Origin of the sequence: Streptomyces sp. NPDC127108 (assembly GCF_042677545.1) — a bacterium.
Classification (GTDB): Bacteria; Actinomycetota; Actinomycetes; order Streptomycetales; family Streptomycetaceae; genus Streptomyces.
The window spans coordinates 18,791-34,318 of sequence record NZ_JBHXTE010000010.1; the positions used below are offsets into that span (position 1 = coordinate 18,791).

13 protein-coding genes are annotated in these 15,528 nt (G+C 70.5%); 11 read left to right on the plus strand and 2 right to left on the minus strand.

What is annotated here, in order from left to right:
• Window positions 1–295: 295 nt before the first annotated feature.
• Window positions 296–862, minus strand: coding sequence for a dihydrofolate reductase family protein (locus ACFVHO_RS10505; protein ID WP_385712163.1), 567 nt, complete (start codon window positions 860–862; stop codon window positions 296–298).
• Window positions 863–1,000: 138 nt separating this feature from the next.
• Between ACFVHO_RS10505 and ACFVHO_RS10510 the strand changes: the two genes are divergently transcribed.
• Entirely contained in the window at window positions 1,001–1,903 is a 903-nt protein-coding gene (locus tag ACFVHO_RS10510) for a LysR family transcriptional regulator (protein WP_385712165.1), read from the plus strand.
• A 7-nt stretch (window positions 1,904–1,910) separates the two neighbouring features.
• Here the strand turns inward: ACFVHO_RS10510 and ACFVHO_RS10515 are convergent, their stop codons facing one another.
• Complete coding sequence (locus ACFVHO_RS10515; protein ID WP_385712167.1) at window positions 1,911–2,504, minus strand: exonuclease domain-containing protein; 594 nt, start codon at window positions 2,502–2,504, stop codon at window positions 1,911–1,913.
• Between the two features lie 119 nt (window positions 2,505–2,623).
• Here ACFVHO_RS10515 and ACFVHO_RS10520 point away from each other — a divergent pair, with 119 nt between their 5' ends.
• The 10 genes from ACFVHO_RS10520 to prfA all read left to right on the plus strand — a co-directional run bounded on the left by ACFVHO_RS10520 (window position 2,624) and on the right by prfA (window position 15,518).
• Window positions 2,624–3,202, plus strand: coding sequence for a response regulator (locus tag ACFVHO_RS10520; protein WP_385712169.1), 579 nt, complete (start codon window positions 2,624–2,626; stop codon window positions 3,200–3,202).
• A 535-nt stretch (window positions 3,203–3,737) separates the two neighbouring features.
• On the plus strand, window positions 3,738–4,874 hold the full coding sequence (nrtL, locus tag ACFVHO_RS10525; protein ID WP_385712171.1) for an ArgS-related anticodon-binding protein NrtL: 1,137 nt from the start codon (window positions 3,738–3,740) through the stop codon (window positions 4,872–4,874).
• Window positions 4,875–4,896: 22 nt separating this feature from the next.
• Complete coding sequence (lysA, locus tag ACFVHO_RS10530; RefSeq protein ID WP_385712173.1) at window positions 4,897–6,297, plus strand: diaminopimelate decarboxylase; 1,401 nt, start codon at window positions 4,897–4,899, stop codon at window positions 6,295–6,297.
• 146 nt (window positions 6,298–6,443) lie between these two features.
• Window positions 6,444–7,793, plus strand: a complete 1,350-nt coding sequence (locus ACFVHO_RS10535) for a homoserine dehydrogenase (protein ID WP_385712175.1) — start codon at window positions 6,444–6,446, stop codon at window positions 7,791–7,793.
• Window positions 7,794–7,799: 6 nt separating this feature from the next.
• The gene (gene thrC / locus ACFVHO_RS10540) at window positions 7,800–8,858 is read left to right on the plus strand and encodes a threonine synthase (RefSeq protein ID WP_385712176.1); all 1,059 of its coding nucleotides are present in this window, start codon (window positions 7,800–7,802) and stop codon (window positions 8,856–8,858) included.
• A gap of 255 nt (window positions 8,859–9,113) precedes the next feature.
• Window positions 9,114–10,031 (plus strand): homoserine kinase, encoded by a 918-nt coding sequence (thrB, locus tag ACFVHO_RS10545; protein ID WP_190114341.1) that lies wholly within the window; start codon window positions 9,114–9,116, stop codon window positions 10,029–10,031.
• A 388-nt stretch (window positions 10,032–10,419) separates the two neighbouring features.
• A complete protein-coding gene (rho, locus tag ACFVHO_RS10550) occupies window positions 10,420–12,447 on the plus strand; it encodes a transcription termination factor Rho (RefSeq protein ID WP_385712179.1) in 2,028 nt (675 codons plus the stop codon).
• 374 nt (window positions 12,448–12,821) lie between these two features.
• The gene (locus ACFVHO_RS10555; protein WP_385712180.1) at window positions 12,822–13,946 is read left to right on the plus strand and encodes an LCP family protein; all 1,125 of its coding nucleotides are present in this window, start codon (window positions 12,822–12,824) and stop codon (window positions 13,944–13,946) included.
• A gap of 171 nt (window positions 13,947–14,117) precedes the next feature.
• On the plus strand, window positions 14,118–14,342 hold the full coding sequence (gene rpmE / locus ACFVHO_RS10560) for a 50S ribosomal protein L31 (protein ID WP_030361197.1): 225 nt from the start codon (window positions 14,118–14,120) through the stop codon (window positions 14,340–14,342).
• Between the two features lie 99 nt (window positions 14,343–14,441).
• On the plus strand, window positions 14,442–15,518 hold the full coding sequence (gene prfA, locus ACFVHO_RS10565) for a peptide chain release factor 1 (RefSeq protein WP_385712182.1): 1,077 nt from the start codon (window positions 14,442–14,444) through the stop codon (window positions 15,516–15,518).
• Window positions 15,519–15,528: the final 10 nt, after the last annotated feature.

Consider the following 15,528-nt stretch of genomic DNA (forward strand, 5'->3'; position numbering starts at 1 on the left):
TTGTCCCCCCGGGTGGGGGTGTCTGGGGACCTGCGTTTTGCCGCCCCGTCTGGGGGCCCCCCCCCGCCGCCGGGCGCGCGGGCGTTTTGCCCTTTTTGGGCGGGGGGGGGCGGGGCGCCCCCGGCCCCCCCCCCTCTCCTGGTGCCTCGCCGCGTGCCGCCGGATTCTCACTTGAGGTGAGGCGTCACGCGCGCCATAGTGTGCAGACGAGACGGAACGACTCGTCTCGTCTGGTAGGTTTCAGGGCTGGGGGGCTTCCCCGTGGAGCGAGGAGAAGCAGTGCACGTTACCGCCGTTACTGCGGCGCGGCCTCTGACGTCTTGGGGGCGGGGGCGTAGGTAAGGACCACGACGCCGGTGTCGAGGGTCTCGGTGCGGAGGTGCTTCAGGCGGTTCTTGAATCCGTCGGAGGCGAGGGTTCCGCCGCCGGCGATCACCGGGTGCACCCAGAAGTGGACCTCGTCCAGGAGGTCGTGTGCGAGGAGGGTCTTGGCCACGGGGCCGAAGCCGTACATGAGGATGTCGCCGCCCGGCTGCTCCTTGAGCGCCGTGATGGCCTCGACGGCCTTGTCCTGGGGGATGACGGTGGTGTCGCCCCAGTCGCCCCCGGTGAGGGTCGAGGAGACGACGTACTTGTCGATGCTGTTCATGCGGTCGGCGAACGCGTCGGCGCCCGCTCTCTCCGACCACGCGGACTCGAAGTTCACATAGGTCTCACGCCCCATCAGCAGGGCGTCCGCGGCGAACAGGAGCTTGTTCGCGTACCGCTCCAGGTCGTCGCTCCAGTAGTCGAAGGACCACTGGTCGAGCTTCTCGATGTCGCCGTCGAGGGAGACGTACGTGGAATTGATGATCTTTCGCATGACGGTGCTCTTCCTTGGTCGGGACGAACGCGTTCGCCCCAGCATCGGAGAGCGGCGAATCAGCCAACAAGACCGGAAAAGACCACGCTCCGTTGAGCGTGGCTACACGAAGAGGCGAAGAGGAGAAGTGAGGAAGGCATGTTGGAACGGCTTGAGTTGGAGGCTTTTCTCACTCTGGCCGAGGAGCTGCACTTCGGTCGCACCGCGGCGCGGCTCCATGTGACGACGAGCCGCATCAGCCAGACCATCAGGAAGCTGGAACGCCGTGTCGGCGCGCAGTTGTTCGTGCGCAACAGCCGCAGCGTGACGCTGACCGCGGTGGGCGCGCGGCTGCGGGACGATCTGCTGCCCGCGTACGAGCAGATCGGCCTCGGGCTCGCGCAGGCGATCGCGACCGGTCAGGGCGTGCGGATCAAGGGGGTCGTGCGGGTCGGCTGGTCCGCGCCCTGGTGCGGGAACCTCGTCGTGCGGGCCGCGGCCCTGCTCCAGGCCCGGCATCCCGACTGCGAGGTCGAGTTCAGGGAGATCCAGCTCTGCGATCCCTTCGGCGGCATGCGCGCGGGCACCATCGACCTGCAGATGACCGAATTCCCCGTCGACGAACCGGACATCACCACCGGGCGGCTGGTCTTCGCCGAGCCGCGGTCCCTGATGGTCCCCGCCGGCCATCCGTTCGCCCGGAGGGAGTCCGTCTCACTCGAGGACCTCGCGGACACCGTGCTGGTCACCCTCGACGACGCCGACGTCCCCCGCTACTGGATGGACCGCCACTTCCCCCGCCGGACCCCCTCGGGCCGCCCGATCCCCCGGGGGCCCGCGGTGAAGTACTGGTCGGAAGTCCTGGTCCTCGTCGCCTCCGGCGTCGGCGTCAGCACGGTCGTCACCCGTGGCGAGCACTTCTACGCCCGGCCGGGCATGGTGTTCGTGCCCTTCCATGACGCCTCGACCGTCGACTACGGCCTGATGTGGCCCACGGCGAGCAGGAACCCTCTGCTCCGCCCCTTCCTGGACATCATCGACGAGCTCGCGCCGCCGGTGTGACGGGTCGTCAGAGGAATGGCTTGGGCAGGGAGGCGCCGGTGGCGTGCAGATGCTTCAACGCCACCGCGAAGGAATGGCAGTCGAAGAGGGCGGAATGCTCTCTGCCCGCGTTCGGCCTGGGGAGGTCGAACACCTGCCACAGACGGCCCACGTTGGAGGTCGCCGTCGACGGGGCGACGGCGTTCAGCCAGGGGCGGACGTTGAGGAAACCCGCGGTCAGGAAAGAGCTCTTGATGTGCTCGCCGCGGGCCCGGGCCCAGGCGACGTTCTCACCGAGGACGACCATGTCGTTGCCGTAGGAGAGCACGGACTGGCCCCGGCAGAAGGACAGGAAGTCGCCGAGGGCCTCGGCGGGTCGGAGGCCTTCGCGGTCCACTGACTCCTGGTCGATACCGGTGAGTTCGGTGAAGTACGAGGACAGCTGCGGGTTCATGACCGGGTGGACCAGGGCCTCGTACTCCTCCACCACGGAGAAGTCGTGGCGCAGGCGCAGGGCGCCGATCTGGACGATCTCGCGGTACTGGCCGGGTGCCGACCAGTCCTGTTCCAGTGCTTCCGGCCATGTCGTGAATTCCAGGTCGAATACAACGAAGGTTGACATGACGGCCTCTCCTTGTGCGGGGCCTCGTGCGTGGGCGTTGCGGAGCGTACTGCCCGGGTGGGCGTTGGCGGATTCCTGCGTGGTGCGTGTGGCGGGTGGGGTGCCGCCAGCAGGCGTTCATGTGTTCGGCAACACGGTGTCGTCCTTGGTGTCCGGGGTCTGCGCGTCGGCCCTGGTCCGGACCTCGGCGGTGCGGTGCGGCTCCCCCGCAAGTGGCAGAAGTAGGCAAAACCCGGACGCGATGGTGGCCGCCGACCTACTCTCAAGTTGTGCCAGGCGTGTCCGGCCGTGTGCTTGTTGTGGACGACAACAAGGTCATCCGGCAACTGATCAGGGTCAATCTCGAGCTGGAGGGCTTCGAGGTCGTGACCGCGGCTGATGGTGCCGAATGTCTGGATGTCGTCCATCAGGTGCGGCCCGATGTGGTGACCCTTGATGTGGTGATGCCGCGGCTCGACGGGCTTCGGACGGCCGCGCGGTTGCGGTCCGATCCTCGGACGCGGGGGCTTCCGCTTGTTGTCGTCAGTGCCTGTACGCAGTACGAGGTCGAGGCGGGGATCGAGGTCGGGGTCGACGCGTTCTTGGCCAAGCCGTTCGAGCCGGCCGAGCTGCTCGCGATCGTCCGGCAGCTGGTCGACCGGGGCCGGGGCCCCCGGGACTGGACCCCGGACCCCTCCGCGGTCCCGGGCTGCCCCTAGCCCACCGGGGCCTCGACGCGCGGCCGGCCCTCTGCCCTCGACGCCGAGTCCCCGCCCACGTGGGTCCGGGCCCACCCTCACATCAAGCGTGCCGTTGACCTGGGTCGTGCCCTTCCCCCAACATCACGGGCGCCGTCGTCGTGGGCTGTGCCCACCCTCCCCCAAGCTCTCGGCTTCGCTCGAGCAGGGGGGACCCCCATCGCCCTCTGGGCGGCCCAGCTGCCCACAGCGGGTAGCGGCAGCTGGTATTGACCGCACCCCACTGGACCGATGGCCGCGAACCGACCGGAGGGGACGTGCCGGTATGTCCGCGCGCAGCTCGGCTCACCACGAGGGGCGTACACGCGATGTCGGCGACGACGCACACGCGAGCACGGACATACCGGCGCGGCCCCGCCCCACAACCGGACCGAGGGCGAAAAGACCGCACCCAAACCGGACCCAGGGCGAAGAGACGGCCCCCGCACCCCCCACCCCAGGCGCCCCGCTAGAAACCCCAGCGCACCCCACCCCCCACCTCCCATACCCTTGTCCCGTGACCCCGGCCCAGCTCTCCCGCACCGTCCTGCGCGCCATGCGCCGCGCAGTGGACGCCGGAGAGCTCAGCGCCACCGTCCCGGAGGACGCGCACGTGGAGCGGCCGAGGCCGGGCGGCACGGGGGACTACGCGACGAACCTGGCGCTGCGGATCGCCGCAGAGGCGGGCGCACCCCCACGCCGAGTCGCCGAGGTCCTCTCCACACACCTCACCACGGAGCCCGGCATCGCCCGCGCCGACGTCACCGGACCAGGCTTCGTCAGCATCACCCTGGACCCCCACAGCACCCCCGACCTCGTAGCGGAGATCCGCGAGCGAGGAGAGCGCTACGGCCACGTCCCGGACACCGGCGCCCTCGTCCAGCTCCACACCCCGCACGACCTGCGCGCACTCGTCGTGGCCGACGCGGCACGAAGGATTCTGCGCTCGCAGGGAGTCCTGGTGCGCGTGACGAGCGACGCGGAGCCGAACGAGAGCTGGGTGGAGGTCGCAGGGGTGCACGTGGACGCGTACGGACGCCCTCCGACGCATCCGGCGCCCCCGAGCGATCCGGCGTCCCCGGCGCCTGCGGAGCCCGCAGCACCCGCGACGTCCCCGGCACCCCTGACCTCGCCGACCCCCCTCACCACCCTCCGCCCAGCCCCACCCGCCCCCCACACCCCCGACCCCCTGGCCCTGGGCCGCGACGCCGCCCGCTGGGCCCTGCTGCACCCCGCCCCGCACGACCGCCCGCACACGGGCCCCGAGCACCTGGTTCAGCACGAGTCGAACCCCCTGTTCCGGGTCCGGTACGCGTACGCGAGGACCCGCGCGCTCACGCGCAACGCGGCGGACCTAGGCTTCACGGCGGCTCCGGGGGAGACCGACGCGTGCGCGTACGACCTCCTGGGAGCCCTGGGCGACCACCCCACCGTCCTGGCGACAGCAGCCCGCCGCCACGCCCCGGACCGCCTGACCCGGCACCTCGTCCGGACCGCCGACGCCTTCCTCGCGCAGGCCCACACCGTGCTGCCGCTCGGCGACGAGAAACCCTCGGCCGCCCACCGCTCCCGGCTCGCGCTCGCCGAGGCCGCCGGGACGGTGCTCGCCGGCGGCCTTTCCCTGCTCGGTATCAGCGCGCCCGAATACCTGTGAGACGAGAAGAGCCAGAAGAGCCATGAGTCGTTCCGCACACCCCGCAGGCCCCCGCCACGGAGACGTCCTTCCCGAGGGGCGCTCCGCAGCGAACACAGCTCCGCCCACCGACCTGAACGCCCTGGACCCGAAGGTCTGGTCCCGGACGGTCACCCGCGCGGCCGACGGCACGGTCACCGTCGGCGGTGTCGAAGTGAAGCGGCTCGCCGAGGAGTTCGGCACGCCCGCGTACTTCCTCGACGAGGCCGACTTCCGCGCCCGCTGCCAGGCCTGGCGGGACGCCTTCGGGCCGGACGCCGACGTCTTCTACGCGGGCAAGGCGTTCCTGTCGCGCGCGGTGGTGCGCTGGCTGCACGAGGAGGGCCTGAACCTGGACGTGTGCTCGGGCGGGGAGCTGACGACGGCGCTCGACGCCGGCATGCCCGCCGACCGCATCGCGTTCCACGGCAACAACAAGACGCCCGAGGAGATCGAGCGTGCCGTGGCCGCGGGCGTCGGCCGCATCGTCCTCGACTCGTTCCAGGAGATCGTGCGGGTCGCGCACATCGCCGACCGGCTGGGCAAGCGCCAGCGGGTGCAGATCCGGGTGACGGTCGGCGTCGAGGCGCACACGCACGAGTTCATCGCGACCGCGCACGAGGACCAGAAGTTCGGCCTCGCGCTCGCCGGTGGACAGGCCGCGGAGGCCGTGCGGCGCGCGCTGAAGCTGGACGGCCTGGAAGTCATCGGCATCCACAGCCACATCGGGTCGCAGATCTTCGACACGGCGGGCTTCGAGGTGGCCGCACGCCGGGTGGTGTCGCTGCTCGCCGAGATCCGCGACGAGCACGGCGTCGAGCTGCCCGAGATCGACCTCGGCGGCGGCCTCGGCATCGCGTACACCTCGGACGACGACCCGCGCGAGCCGCAGGAGATCGCCACGGCGCTGCGCGAGATCGTGACGCGCGAGTGCGCGGCGGCGAAGCTGCGCACGCCCCGCATCTCCGTCGAGCCGGGCCGCGCGATCGTCGGCCCGACGGCGTTCACGCTGTACGAGGTCGGCACCATCAAGCCCCTGGACGGCCTGCGGACGTACGTCTCCGTCGACGGCGGGATGTCGGACAACATCCGTACGGCGCTGTACGACGCCGAGTACAGCGTCGCGCTGGTGTCGCGGTCGTCCGACGCCGAGCCGATGCTCGTGCGCGTCGTCGGCAAGCACTGCGAGAGCGGCGACATCGTCGTACGCGACGCGTTCCTGCCCGCCGACCTCGCGCCCGGCGACCTGATCGCCGTGCCCGCGACCGGCGCGTACTGCCGCTCGATGGCGAGCAACTACAACCACGCACTGCGACCGCCGGTCGTGGCGGTGAACGAGGGCACGGGCCGTGTCATCGTGCGCCGTGAGACGGAGGAGGACCTGCTCCGTCTCGACGTGGGGTGAGACCACCCCGCTCGACGTGGGGTGACACCACCCCGAAATGCTCCCGGCTCGTGAAATACGTGTCTCACGATCCGGACTATGGTCAGAAACACCGTACCGGTGGGTGAGACTGGTCCCACCGCAGTTGGAGAAGGAAACGAGGTCGGATGATGCGTACGCGTCCGCTGAAGGTGGCGCTGCTGGGCTGTGGGGTTGTCGGCTCAGAGGTGGCGCGCATCATGACGACGCACGCCGACGACCTCACAGCGAGGATCGGCGCCCCGGTCGAGCTGGCCGGGGTGGCCGTCCGCCGCCCCTCCAAGGTGCGCGCGGGCATCGACCCGGCGCTGGTGACGACGGACGCGACGGCGCTGGTCAAACGCGGTGACATCGACGTGGTCGTCGAGGTCATCGGCGGCATCGAGCCCGCCCGCACGCTCATCACCACCGCGTTCGAGCACGGCGCCTCCGTGGTGTCCGCGAACAAGGCGCTGATCGCCCAGGACGGCGCGGCCCTGCACGCGGCGGCCGAGCAGCACGGCCGCGACCTGTACTACGAGGCAGCGGTCGCCGGTGCGATCCCGCTGATCAGGCCGTTGCGCGAGTCCCTGGCCGGGGACAAGGTCAACCGCGTGCTCGGCATCGTGAACGGCACCACGAACTTCATCCTCGACAAGATGGACTCGACGGGCGCCGGGTATCAGGAGGCCCTCGACGAGGCCACCGCCCTCGGGTACGCCGAGGCCGACCCGACCGCCGACGTCGAGGGCTTCGACGCGGCCGCCAAGGCCGCGATCCTCGCCGGCATCGCCTTCCACACGCGGGTGCGCCTCGACGACGTCTACCGCGAGGGCATGGCCGAGGTCACCGCCGCCGACTTCGCCTCCGCCAAGCGCATGGGCTGCACCATCAAGCTCCTCGCCATCTGCGAGCGGGCCGCCGACGGCGGCTCCGTCACCGCGCGCGTGCACCCCGCGATGATTCCGCTCAGCCACCCGCTGGCGAGCGTCCGCGAGGCGTACAACGCCGTCTTCGTGGAGGCCGAGGCCGCCGGTCAGCTGATGTTCTACGGCCCCGGCGCGGGCGGCGCGCCCACCGCGTCCGCCGTCCTCGGCGACCTGGTCGCGGTCTGCCGCAACAAGCTCGGCGAGGCCACCGGGCCCGGCGACTCCGCGTACACGCAACTGCCCGTGAGCCCCATGGGCGAGGTCGTCACGCGGTACCACATCAGCCTCGACGTGGCCGACAAGCCGGGCGTGCTCGCCCAGGTCGCGACGGTCTTCGCCGAGCACGGCGTATCCATCGATACGGTCCGTCAGACGGGCAAAGGAAACAGCAGCGTCGCCGAAGGCGTCTCGGTTGAGGGTGGCGGCGGGCGACGGGAGGGCGGCGAGGCATCCCTCGTCGTCGTCACCCACCGCGCGCCCGACGCCGCCCTCAGCGGCACCGTCGAGGCGCTGCGCCGACTCGACACCGTGCGTGGTGTCGCCAGCATCATGCGGGTTGAAGGGGAGTAAGCAGCAATGACCCACCAGTGGCGCGGAATCATCGAGGAGTACCGGGACCGCCTCCCGGTCTCCGCCACCACGCCGGTCGTGACGCTCCGCGAGGGCGGTACGCCGCTCGTGCCCGCGGCTGTGCTCTCCGAGCGCACGGGCTGCGAGGTCCACCTCAAGGTCGAGGGCGCCAACCCGACGGGGTCCTTCAAGGACCGCGGCATGACCATGGCGATCACCAAGGCCAAGGAGGAGGGCGCGAAGGCCGTCATCTGCGCCTCCACCGGCAACACCTCCGCCTCGGCGGCCGCCTACGCCGTGCGCGCGGGCATGGTCTGCGCCGTCCTGGTGCCGCAGGGCAAGATCGCCCTCGGCAAGATGGGCCAGGCGCTCGTCTACGGCTCGAAGATCCTCCAGGTGGCCGGGAACTTCGACGACTGCCTGAACCTCGCCCGCGGGCTCTCCGAGAACTACCCGGTGGCGCTGGTCAATTCGGTCAACCCGTTCCGCATCGAGGGCCAGAAGACGGCGTCCTTCGAGATCGTCGACGCCCTCGGCGACGCGCCCGACATCCACGTCCTGCCGGTCGGCAACGCGGGCAACATCACGGCCTACTGGAAGGGCTACAAGGAGTACGCCGCCGACTCGGTGTCGACGCGCACTCCGCGCATGTGGGGCTTCCAGGCCTCCGGCTCCGCCCCGATCGTGCGCGGCGAGGTCGTCAAGGACCCCTCGACGATCGCCACCGCGATCCGCATCGGCAACCCGGCCTCGTGGCAGCACGCGCTCTCCGCGCGCGACGAGTCGGGCGGCTTCATCGACGAGGTGACGGACCGTGAGATCCTGCGCGCCTACAAGCTGTTGGCGTCCCAGGAGGGTGTCTTCGTCGAGCCCGCGTCCGCCGCTTCCGTCGCCGGTCTGCTGAAGGCCGCCGAGCAGGGCAAGGTGGACAAGGGGCAGCGCATCGTGTGTACGGTGACGGGCAACGGCCTCAAGGACCCGGACTGGGCCGTCGCGGGTGCCCCGCAGCCGGTCACGGTCCCGGTCGACGCGGCCGCCGCGGCGGAGCGCCTCGGCCTGGCGTAACGCCCAAACCTCTCAACTCCCCACAGGGGGTGCACAGGGGGCTCGCGACACGCATCGTGCGCCTCCTGTGCGCCCTATGTCGCCGCAGAACCTTCCTTCGATAGGCTGTAGCCAACCCACCCCGCATATGCCGCCGCATATGCCGTGGTGCCGTCCGCAGCGACGGCTTCCGGGCGCTGCCGTCCCATGCCGGACGTGTGCTGGTCCAGGCGGCAAGTCCTCCACAAATCAGAGCTCAAGGAGAGTCAACGAGCGATGGCCGGTCCCGCCTTCCGCGCCGCCGCCGTCAGGGTGCGCGTGCCTGCCACCAGCGCAAACCTCGGCCCGGGCTTCGACGCCCTGGGCCTGTCGCTGGGGCTCTACGACGACGTGGTGGTCCGTGTCGCCGACTCCGGCCTGGGCATCGACATCGCGGGCGAGGGCAGCGAGACCCTGCCCCGCGACGAGTCGCACCTGCTCGTGCGGTCCCTGCGGACCGCCTTCGACCTGCTCGGCGGACAGCCGCGCGGCCTGGAGATCGTCTGCGCCAACCGCATCCCGCACGGCCGCGGCCTCGGCTCCTCCTCCGCCGCCATCTGCGCCGGCATCGTCGCCGCCCGCGCGGTGACCATAGGCGGCGACAGCAAGCTCGACGACGCCGCGCTCCTGGAGCTTGCCACCGAGATCGAGGGCCACCCCGACAACGTCGCGGCCTGCCTGCTCGGCGGCTTCACGCTGTCCTGGATGGACGGCTCCGCGGCCCGCGCGATCAGGATGGATCCCGCCGATTCCATCGTTCCGGTGGTTTTCGTCCCCGGAAAGCCCGTGCTCACCGAAACCGCCCGCGGACTGCTGCCGCGCACCGTCCCGCACGTGGACGCGGCCGCCAACGCGGGCCGGGCCGCCCTGCTCGTCGAGGCCCTGACCAGGCGCCCCGAGCTGCTGCTGCCCGCCACCGAGGACCGCCTGCACCAGGAGTACCGCGCCCCGGCCATGCCCGAGAGCGCCGCCCTGGTGGAGCGCCTGCGCGCCGACGGCGTGCCCGCGGTGATCTCCGGCGCGGGGCCCACGGTCCTCGCGCTGGCCGAGGACAGTGCGGCCGACAAGGTCGCACGACTGGCGGGGGAGGGCTGGGCGGCGAACCGCCTGGCGCTCGACGCCACCGGAGCGAGCGTGCTGCCGCTTGCGCCCTGACACGGTGACAGCGGCAAACCCGCGGAGTCCGGATTTGGAGAGGGGGAATGTTTGTTGGATCCGGTAGTGTTAACCTCAAGTCTGCACCCGACCCCACCATGGCGGGGTGCTTTGTGTCCCCGTCCGGGACATCCATCCTTCCGGGAGCCTCCCAAACTGCTCTGTGCCCCGCACTGAGCGGTGCCGAGCACGCTCCGGAATCGGCGTGACCGAGCCGAGTGACCACCGCACCTCAGTGGCCCGGCATCGGGAATCGCCACATCTGTGAACTCTTCCGCCGCGTTGGCGGACAACCGCCCCGGCACGGTCCACACACCAGGGACCGCCGGACAGCACAACCGGTCGCCGAGCCAGACAGGCCGACGTCCGCTCCAGGGAAGGACCCTTCGTGAGCGACACCACCGATCTGATGGGCGTGACTGCCGACACGCCCGCCACGGACGCCTCCGCGGCGCCTGCCACCGGTGCTTCGGCCGGGTCCCGGCGGCGCCGCGGCACCGGCCTCGAGGGCATGGTGCTGGCCGAACTGCAGCAGGTCGCATCGGGCCTCGGCATCAAGGGCACCGCGCGCATGCGCAAGAGCCAGCTGATCGATGTCATCAAGGAGGCGCAGGCCGCGGGCGGCGCCCCGGCGAAGAGCGCCCCGGCCACCGCGTCCGCCGGCGACACCGAGACCAAGCCGAAGCGCCGCGCCACCTCCAGGGCGCGCACCGGCGAGGCCGCCGAGAAGGCCGCCGCGACCAAGGCCGCCAAGTCCGATGAGGCCGCCGCGGCCCCGGCCGAGCAGCCCAAGGCCGCCCAGCAGCAGATCGACATCCCCGGCCAGCCGGCGAGTGACGACAAGTCCGCGGGCGGGCGCGGCCGTCGTCGCGTCACCGCCGAGGCCGGCAGCCCCGAGACCGTGACCGCCGAGGCCAAGGCCGAGGCCGGTGCCGTCAAGACGGAGACCGAGAAGGCCGACCGCGGCGACCGGGGCGACTCCGGCGACGGCGAGGGCCGTCAGGGCCGCCGCGACCGCCAGGGCCGCGGCCGGGACCGCGACCGCCGCGGCAACAAGGGCGACGACCAGCAGGGCGGCGGCAACCGCAAGGAGCAGGGCGGCCGCCAGGACCGGCAGGATCGGCAGGACCGCAAGGACCGCGACAACGGCCCGCAGGACGACGGTTTCGACGACGACGGCGGTGGCCGTCGCGGTCGCCGCGGCCGGTACCGCGACCGTCGTGGCCGTCGCGGCCGCGAGGACTTCGCGGGCGAGCCGCAGGTGTCCGAGGACGACGTCCTGATCCCGGTCGCGGGCATCCTGGACATCCTCGACAACTACGCCTTCATCCGTACGTCGGGCTACCTCCCGGGCCCGAACGACGTGTACGTCTCGCTGGCCCAGGTCCGCAAGAACGGCCTGCGCAAGGGCGACCACGTCACCGGTGCGGTGCGCCAGCCCAAGGACGGCGAGCGCCGCGAGAAGTTCAACGCGCTGGTCCGCCTGGACTCCGTGAACGGCATGGCGCCCGAATCCGGGCGCGGGCGGCCGGAGTTCAACAAGCTGACGCCCCTTTACCCGCAGGACCGGCTCCGCCTGGAGACCGACCCGGGCGTCCTGACGACCCGCATCATCGACCTCGTCTCGCCCGTCGGCAAGGGCCAGCGCGGTCTGATCGTGGCCCCGCCGAAGACCGGCAAGACCATGATCATGCAGGCCATCGCCAACGCGATCACGCACAACAACCCCGAGTGCCACCTGATGGTCGTCCTCGTCGACGAGCGTCCGGAAGAGGTCACCGACATGCAGCGGTCGGTGAAGGGCGAGGTCATCTCCTCGACCTTCGACCGCCCGGCCGAGGACCACACCACGGTCGCCGAGCTGGCCATCGAGCGTGCCAAGCGCCTGGTGGAGCTGGGTCACGACGTGGTCGTACTGCTCGACTCGATCACGCGTCTGGGCCGTGCGTACAACCTCGCCGCCCCGGCCTCCGGCCGCATCCTCTCCGGTGGTGTCGACTCGACCGCGCTGTACCCGCCCAAGCGCTTCTTCGGCGCCGCGCGCAACATCGAGGACGGCGGCTCGCTGACCATCCTCGCCACCGCGCTCGTCGACACCGGCTCGCGCATGGACGAGGTGATCTTCGAGGAGTTCAAGGGCACCGGCAACATGGAGCTCAAGCTCGACCGGAAGCTCTCGGACAAGCGCATCTTCCCGGCGGTGGACGTCGACGCGTCCAGCACCCGCAAGGAAGAGATCCTGCTCGGCAGCGACGAGCTCGCCATCGTCTGGAAGCTGCGCCGGGTGCTGCACGCGCTCGACCAGCAGCAGGCCATCGAGCTCCTTCTGGACAAGATGAAGCAGACGAAGTCGAACGCCGAGTTCCTGCTCCAGATCCAGAAGACGACCCCGGCGCCGGGCAACGGCAACGACTGATCCGGCGCGGGCGCCTCGGGGCAGCCCGACCGGCGAGGGGCCGGTCCCGTCATCCGACGGGACCGGCCCCTTCCGCATGTCGTGGTGTCATGGAGAGACCGGTCGGCCCTGATGACGGCCCGGTCCGGCCGCGAGACCTTGCCCACACGGATAAGAGTTTCTTACAGTCACTGGCGGTAGCGCCCTGACATGAGAAACCCCAGGTGGGGGGCCAAAAGTACTAGACGGCGCACACAGTGCGTAGCCATCGGACCTCGGGGCGCTCACAGGGTGCTATGCAACCCTTCTTTCGGTTTTCACGTCTGACAATTGACGAAAAGCCGCAGCTGGCCCTGAAAGCAGGGGGTACCCGACCGACGAGGACTGAGGAGCGCATGACCGACGAGAGCAGCCCCGCCGACGCGAAGCCGAAGCACCGCGGCAAGGGCGGCCGGCGACGCAAGCCGCGCAGCAAGCGCAAGAAGGCGCTCGTCATCACGGCGTGGTCCGCCGCCGCCATGGTCGTCCTCGGGGGTACCGGCCTCGGCTACGTGTACTTCAAGCTCAACGGCAACATCAAGGGCGTCGACATCAACGCCGCGCTCGGCACCGACCGCCCCGAGAACATCGACAACGGCTCCCAGGACATCCTCGTCCTCGGCTCCGACTCGCGCTCCGGCAAGAACTCCAAGTACGGCAAGGACGAGGGCGCCGCCCGCTCCGACACGGCGATGATCGTGCACGTCTACAAGGGCCACAAGAAGGCGAGCGTGGTCTCCATACCCCGCGACACCCTCATCACCCGGCCCGAGTGCGCGGTCAAGGACGGCGACGGCAAGGTGGACCCGGGCGGGCAGCGCCAGATGTTCAACACGGCGTACGAGGTCGGTGGCCCGGCCTGCGCCGTGAAGACGGTCGAGAAGATGTCCGGCATCCGCATGGACCACTACGTCGAGGTCGACTTCACGGGCTTCAAGAAGCTCATCGACACCCTCGGCGGCGTCGACATCACCACCAAGCAGCCGATCAAGGACAAGGACAGCCACCTCGACCTGCCGGCGGGCTCCCACACCCTCAACGGCGAGCAGGCCCTCGGCCTGGTCCGCACCCGGCACGGCGTCGGCGACGGCAGCGACCTCGGCCGCATCCAGCTGCAGCAGGCCTTCATCAAGGCCCTGATGGACCAGGTCAAGGACATCAACCTCTTCGGCAACCCGAAGAAGCTCTACGACCTCGCGGACTCCGCCACCAGCGCCATCACCACCGACTCCGACCTGGACACGGTCAAGGACCTGGCGGGCTTCGCCAACGGCCTCAAGGGCATCGGCTCCGGCGACATGAAGATGGTCACGCTGCCCATCCAGTACGACCCGGCCGACCGCAACCGCGTCCTTCCCCTGGAGGAGGCCGGCCGGCAGGTCTGGGACGCCCTCAAGGCCGACAAGCCCATCCCCAAGTCCGCCACCGACAAGTCCGCGGGCGACAAGGGCAGCGCCGGCAAGGTCGTCACCAGCGACTGACCCCCACGGGACACACCCTCGTACCCCTCCGGGGTCGGTCCGGGAATACTTCCGGCCCGACTCCGGTTTGGGCAGATGCGGCCAGTCCTGGCAGACTGGTACGTCGGCCCCGGTTCACGCATCCGCATCCCGCGTCTGCGACCCGGTGCCCTCCCGAAACTAGGAGACACCTTGAAGCGCGACATCCACCCCGAGTACGTCGAGACGCAGGTCAGCTGCACCTGTGGCGCGTCGTTCACCACCCGTAGCACGATCTCCGGCGGCACCATCCGCGCCGAGGTCTGCTCCGAGTGCCACCCGTTCTACACGGGCAAGCAGAAGATCCTCGACACCGGTGGCCGTGTGGCCCGCTTCGAGGCCCGCTTCGGCAAGGCTGCCGGCTCCGCCAAGAAGTAGCGAGCCACCTGCGCCGGTCTTCGGCCGCCCTCACCAGGGGGCGGCCGGGACCGGCGTTTGCCGTCCCGCAGCCCCTTCACGCAGAACCAGGAGCCCCCGATGTTCGAGGCGGTCGAGGATTTGGTCGGCGAGCACGCCGACCTGGAGAAGAAGCTCGCCGACCCTTCGGTCCACGCCGATCAGGCCAACGCTCGCAAGCTGAACAAGCGCTACGCCGAGCTGACCCCGATCGTCTCGACGTACCGCACCTGGAAGCAGCTCGGTGACGACATCGAGACCGCGCGCGAGTTCGCCGCCGACGACCCGGACTTCGCGGCCGAGGTCAAGGAGCTGGACAAGGAGCGCGACGAGGTCACCGAGAAGCTGCGGCTCCTGCTCGTGCCGCGCGACCCGAGCGACGACAAGGACGTCATCCTCGAGGTCAAGGCGGGCGCGGGCGGCGACGAGTCGGCGCTGTTCGCCGGCGACCTCCTGCGCATGTACCTGCGGTACGCCGAGCGCGTCGGCTGGAAGACCGAGATCATCGACGCCACCGAGTCCGAGCTGGGCGGCTACAAGGACGTCCAGGTCGCCGTGAAGACCAAGGGCGGCCAGGGCGCCACCGAGCCCGGCCAGGGCGTCTGGGCGCGGCTGAAGTACGAGGGCGGGGTGCACCGCGTGCAGCGCGTGCCCTCCACCGAGTCGCAGGGCCGCATCCACACCTCCGCCGCCGGTGTCCTCGTGACGCCCGAGGCCGAGGAGGTCGACGTCGAGATCCACGCGAACGACCTGCGGATCGACGTCTACCGCTCCTCCGGCCCCGGCGGGCAGTCCGTCAACACCACCGACTCCGCCGTGCGCATCACGCACATCCCCACCGGAGTCGTCGCTTCCTGCCAGAACGAGAAGAGCCAGCTCCAGAACAAGGAGCAGGCGATGCGTATCCTGCGCTCCAGGCTTCTCGCCGCGGCGCAGGAGGAGGCGGAGAAGGAGGCGGCGGACGCCCGTCGCAGCCAGGTCCGCACCGTCGACCGCTCCGAGAAGATCCGTACGTACAACTTCCCGGAAAACCGCATCTCCGACCACCGAGTGGGCTTCAAGGCGTACAACTTGGACCAGGTGCTCGACGGCGATCTCGACGCCGTCATCCAGGCCTGCGTCGACGCGGACTCCGCCGCGAAGCTCGCCGCCGCGTAAGCCCACCCTT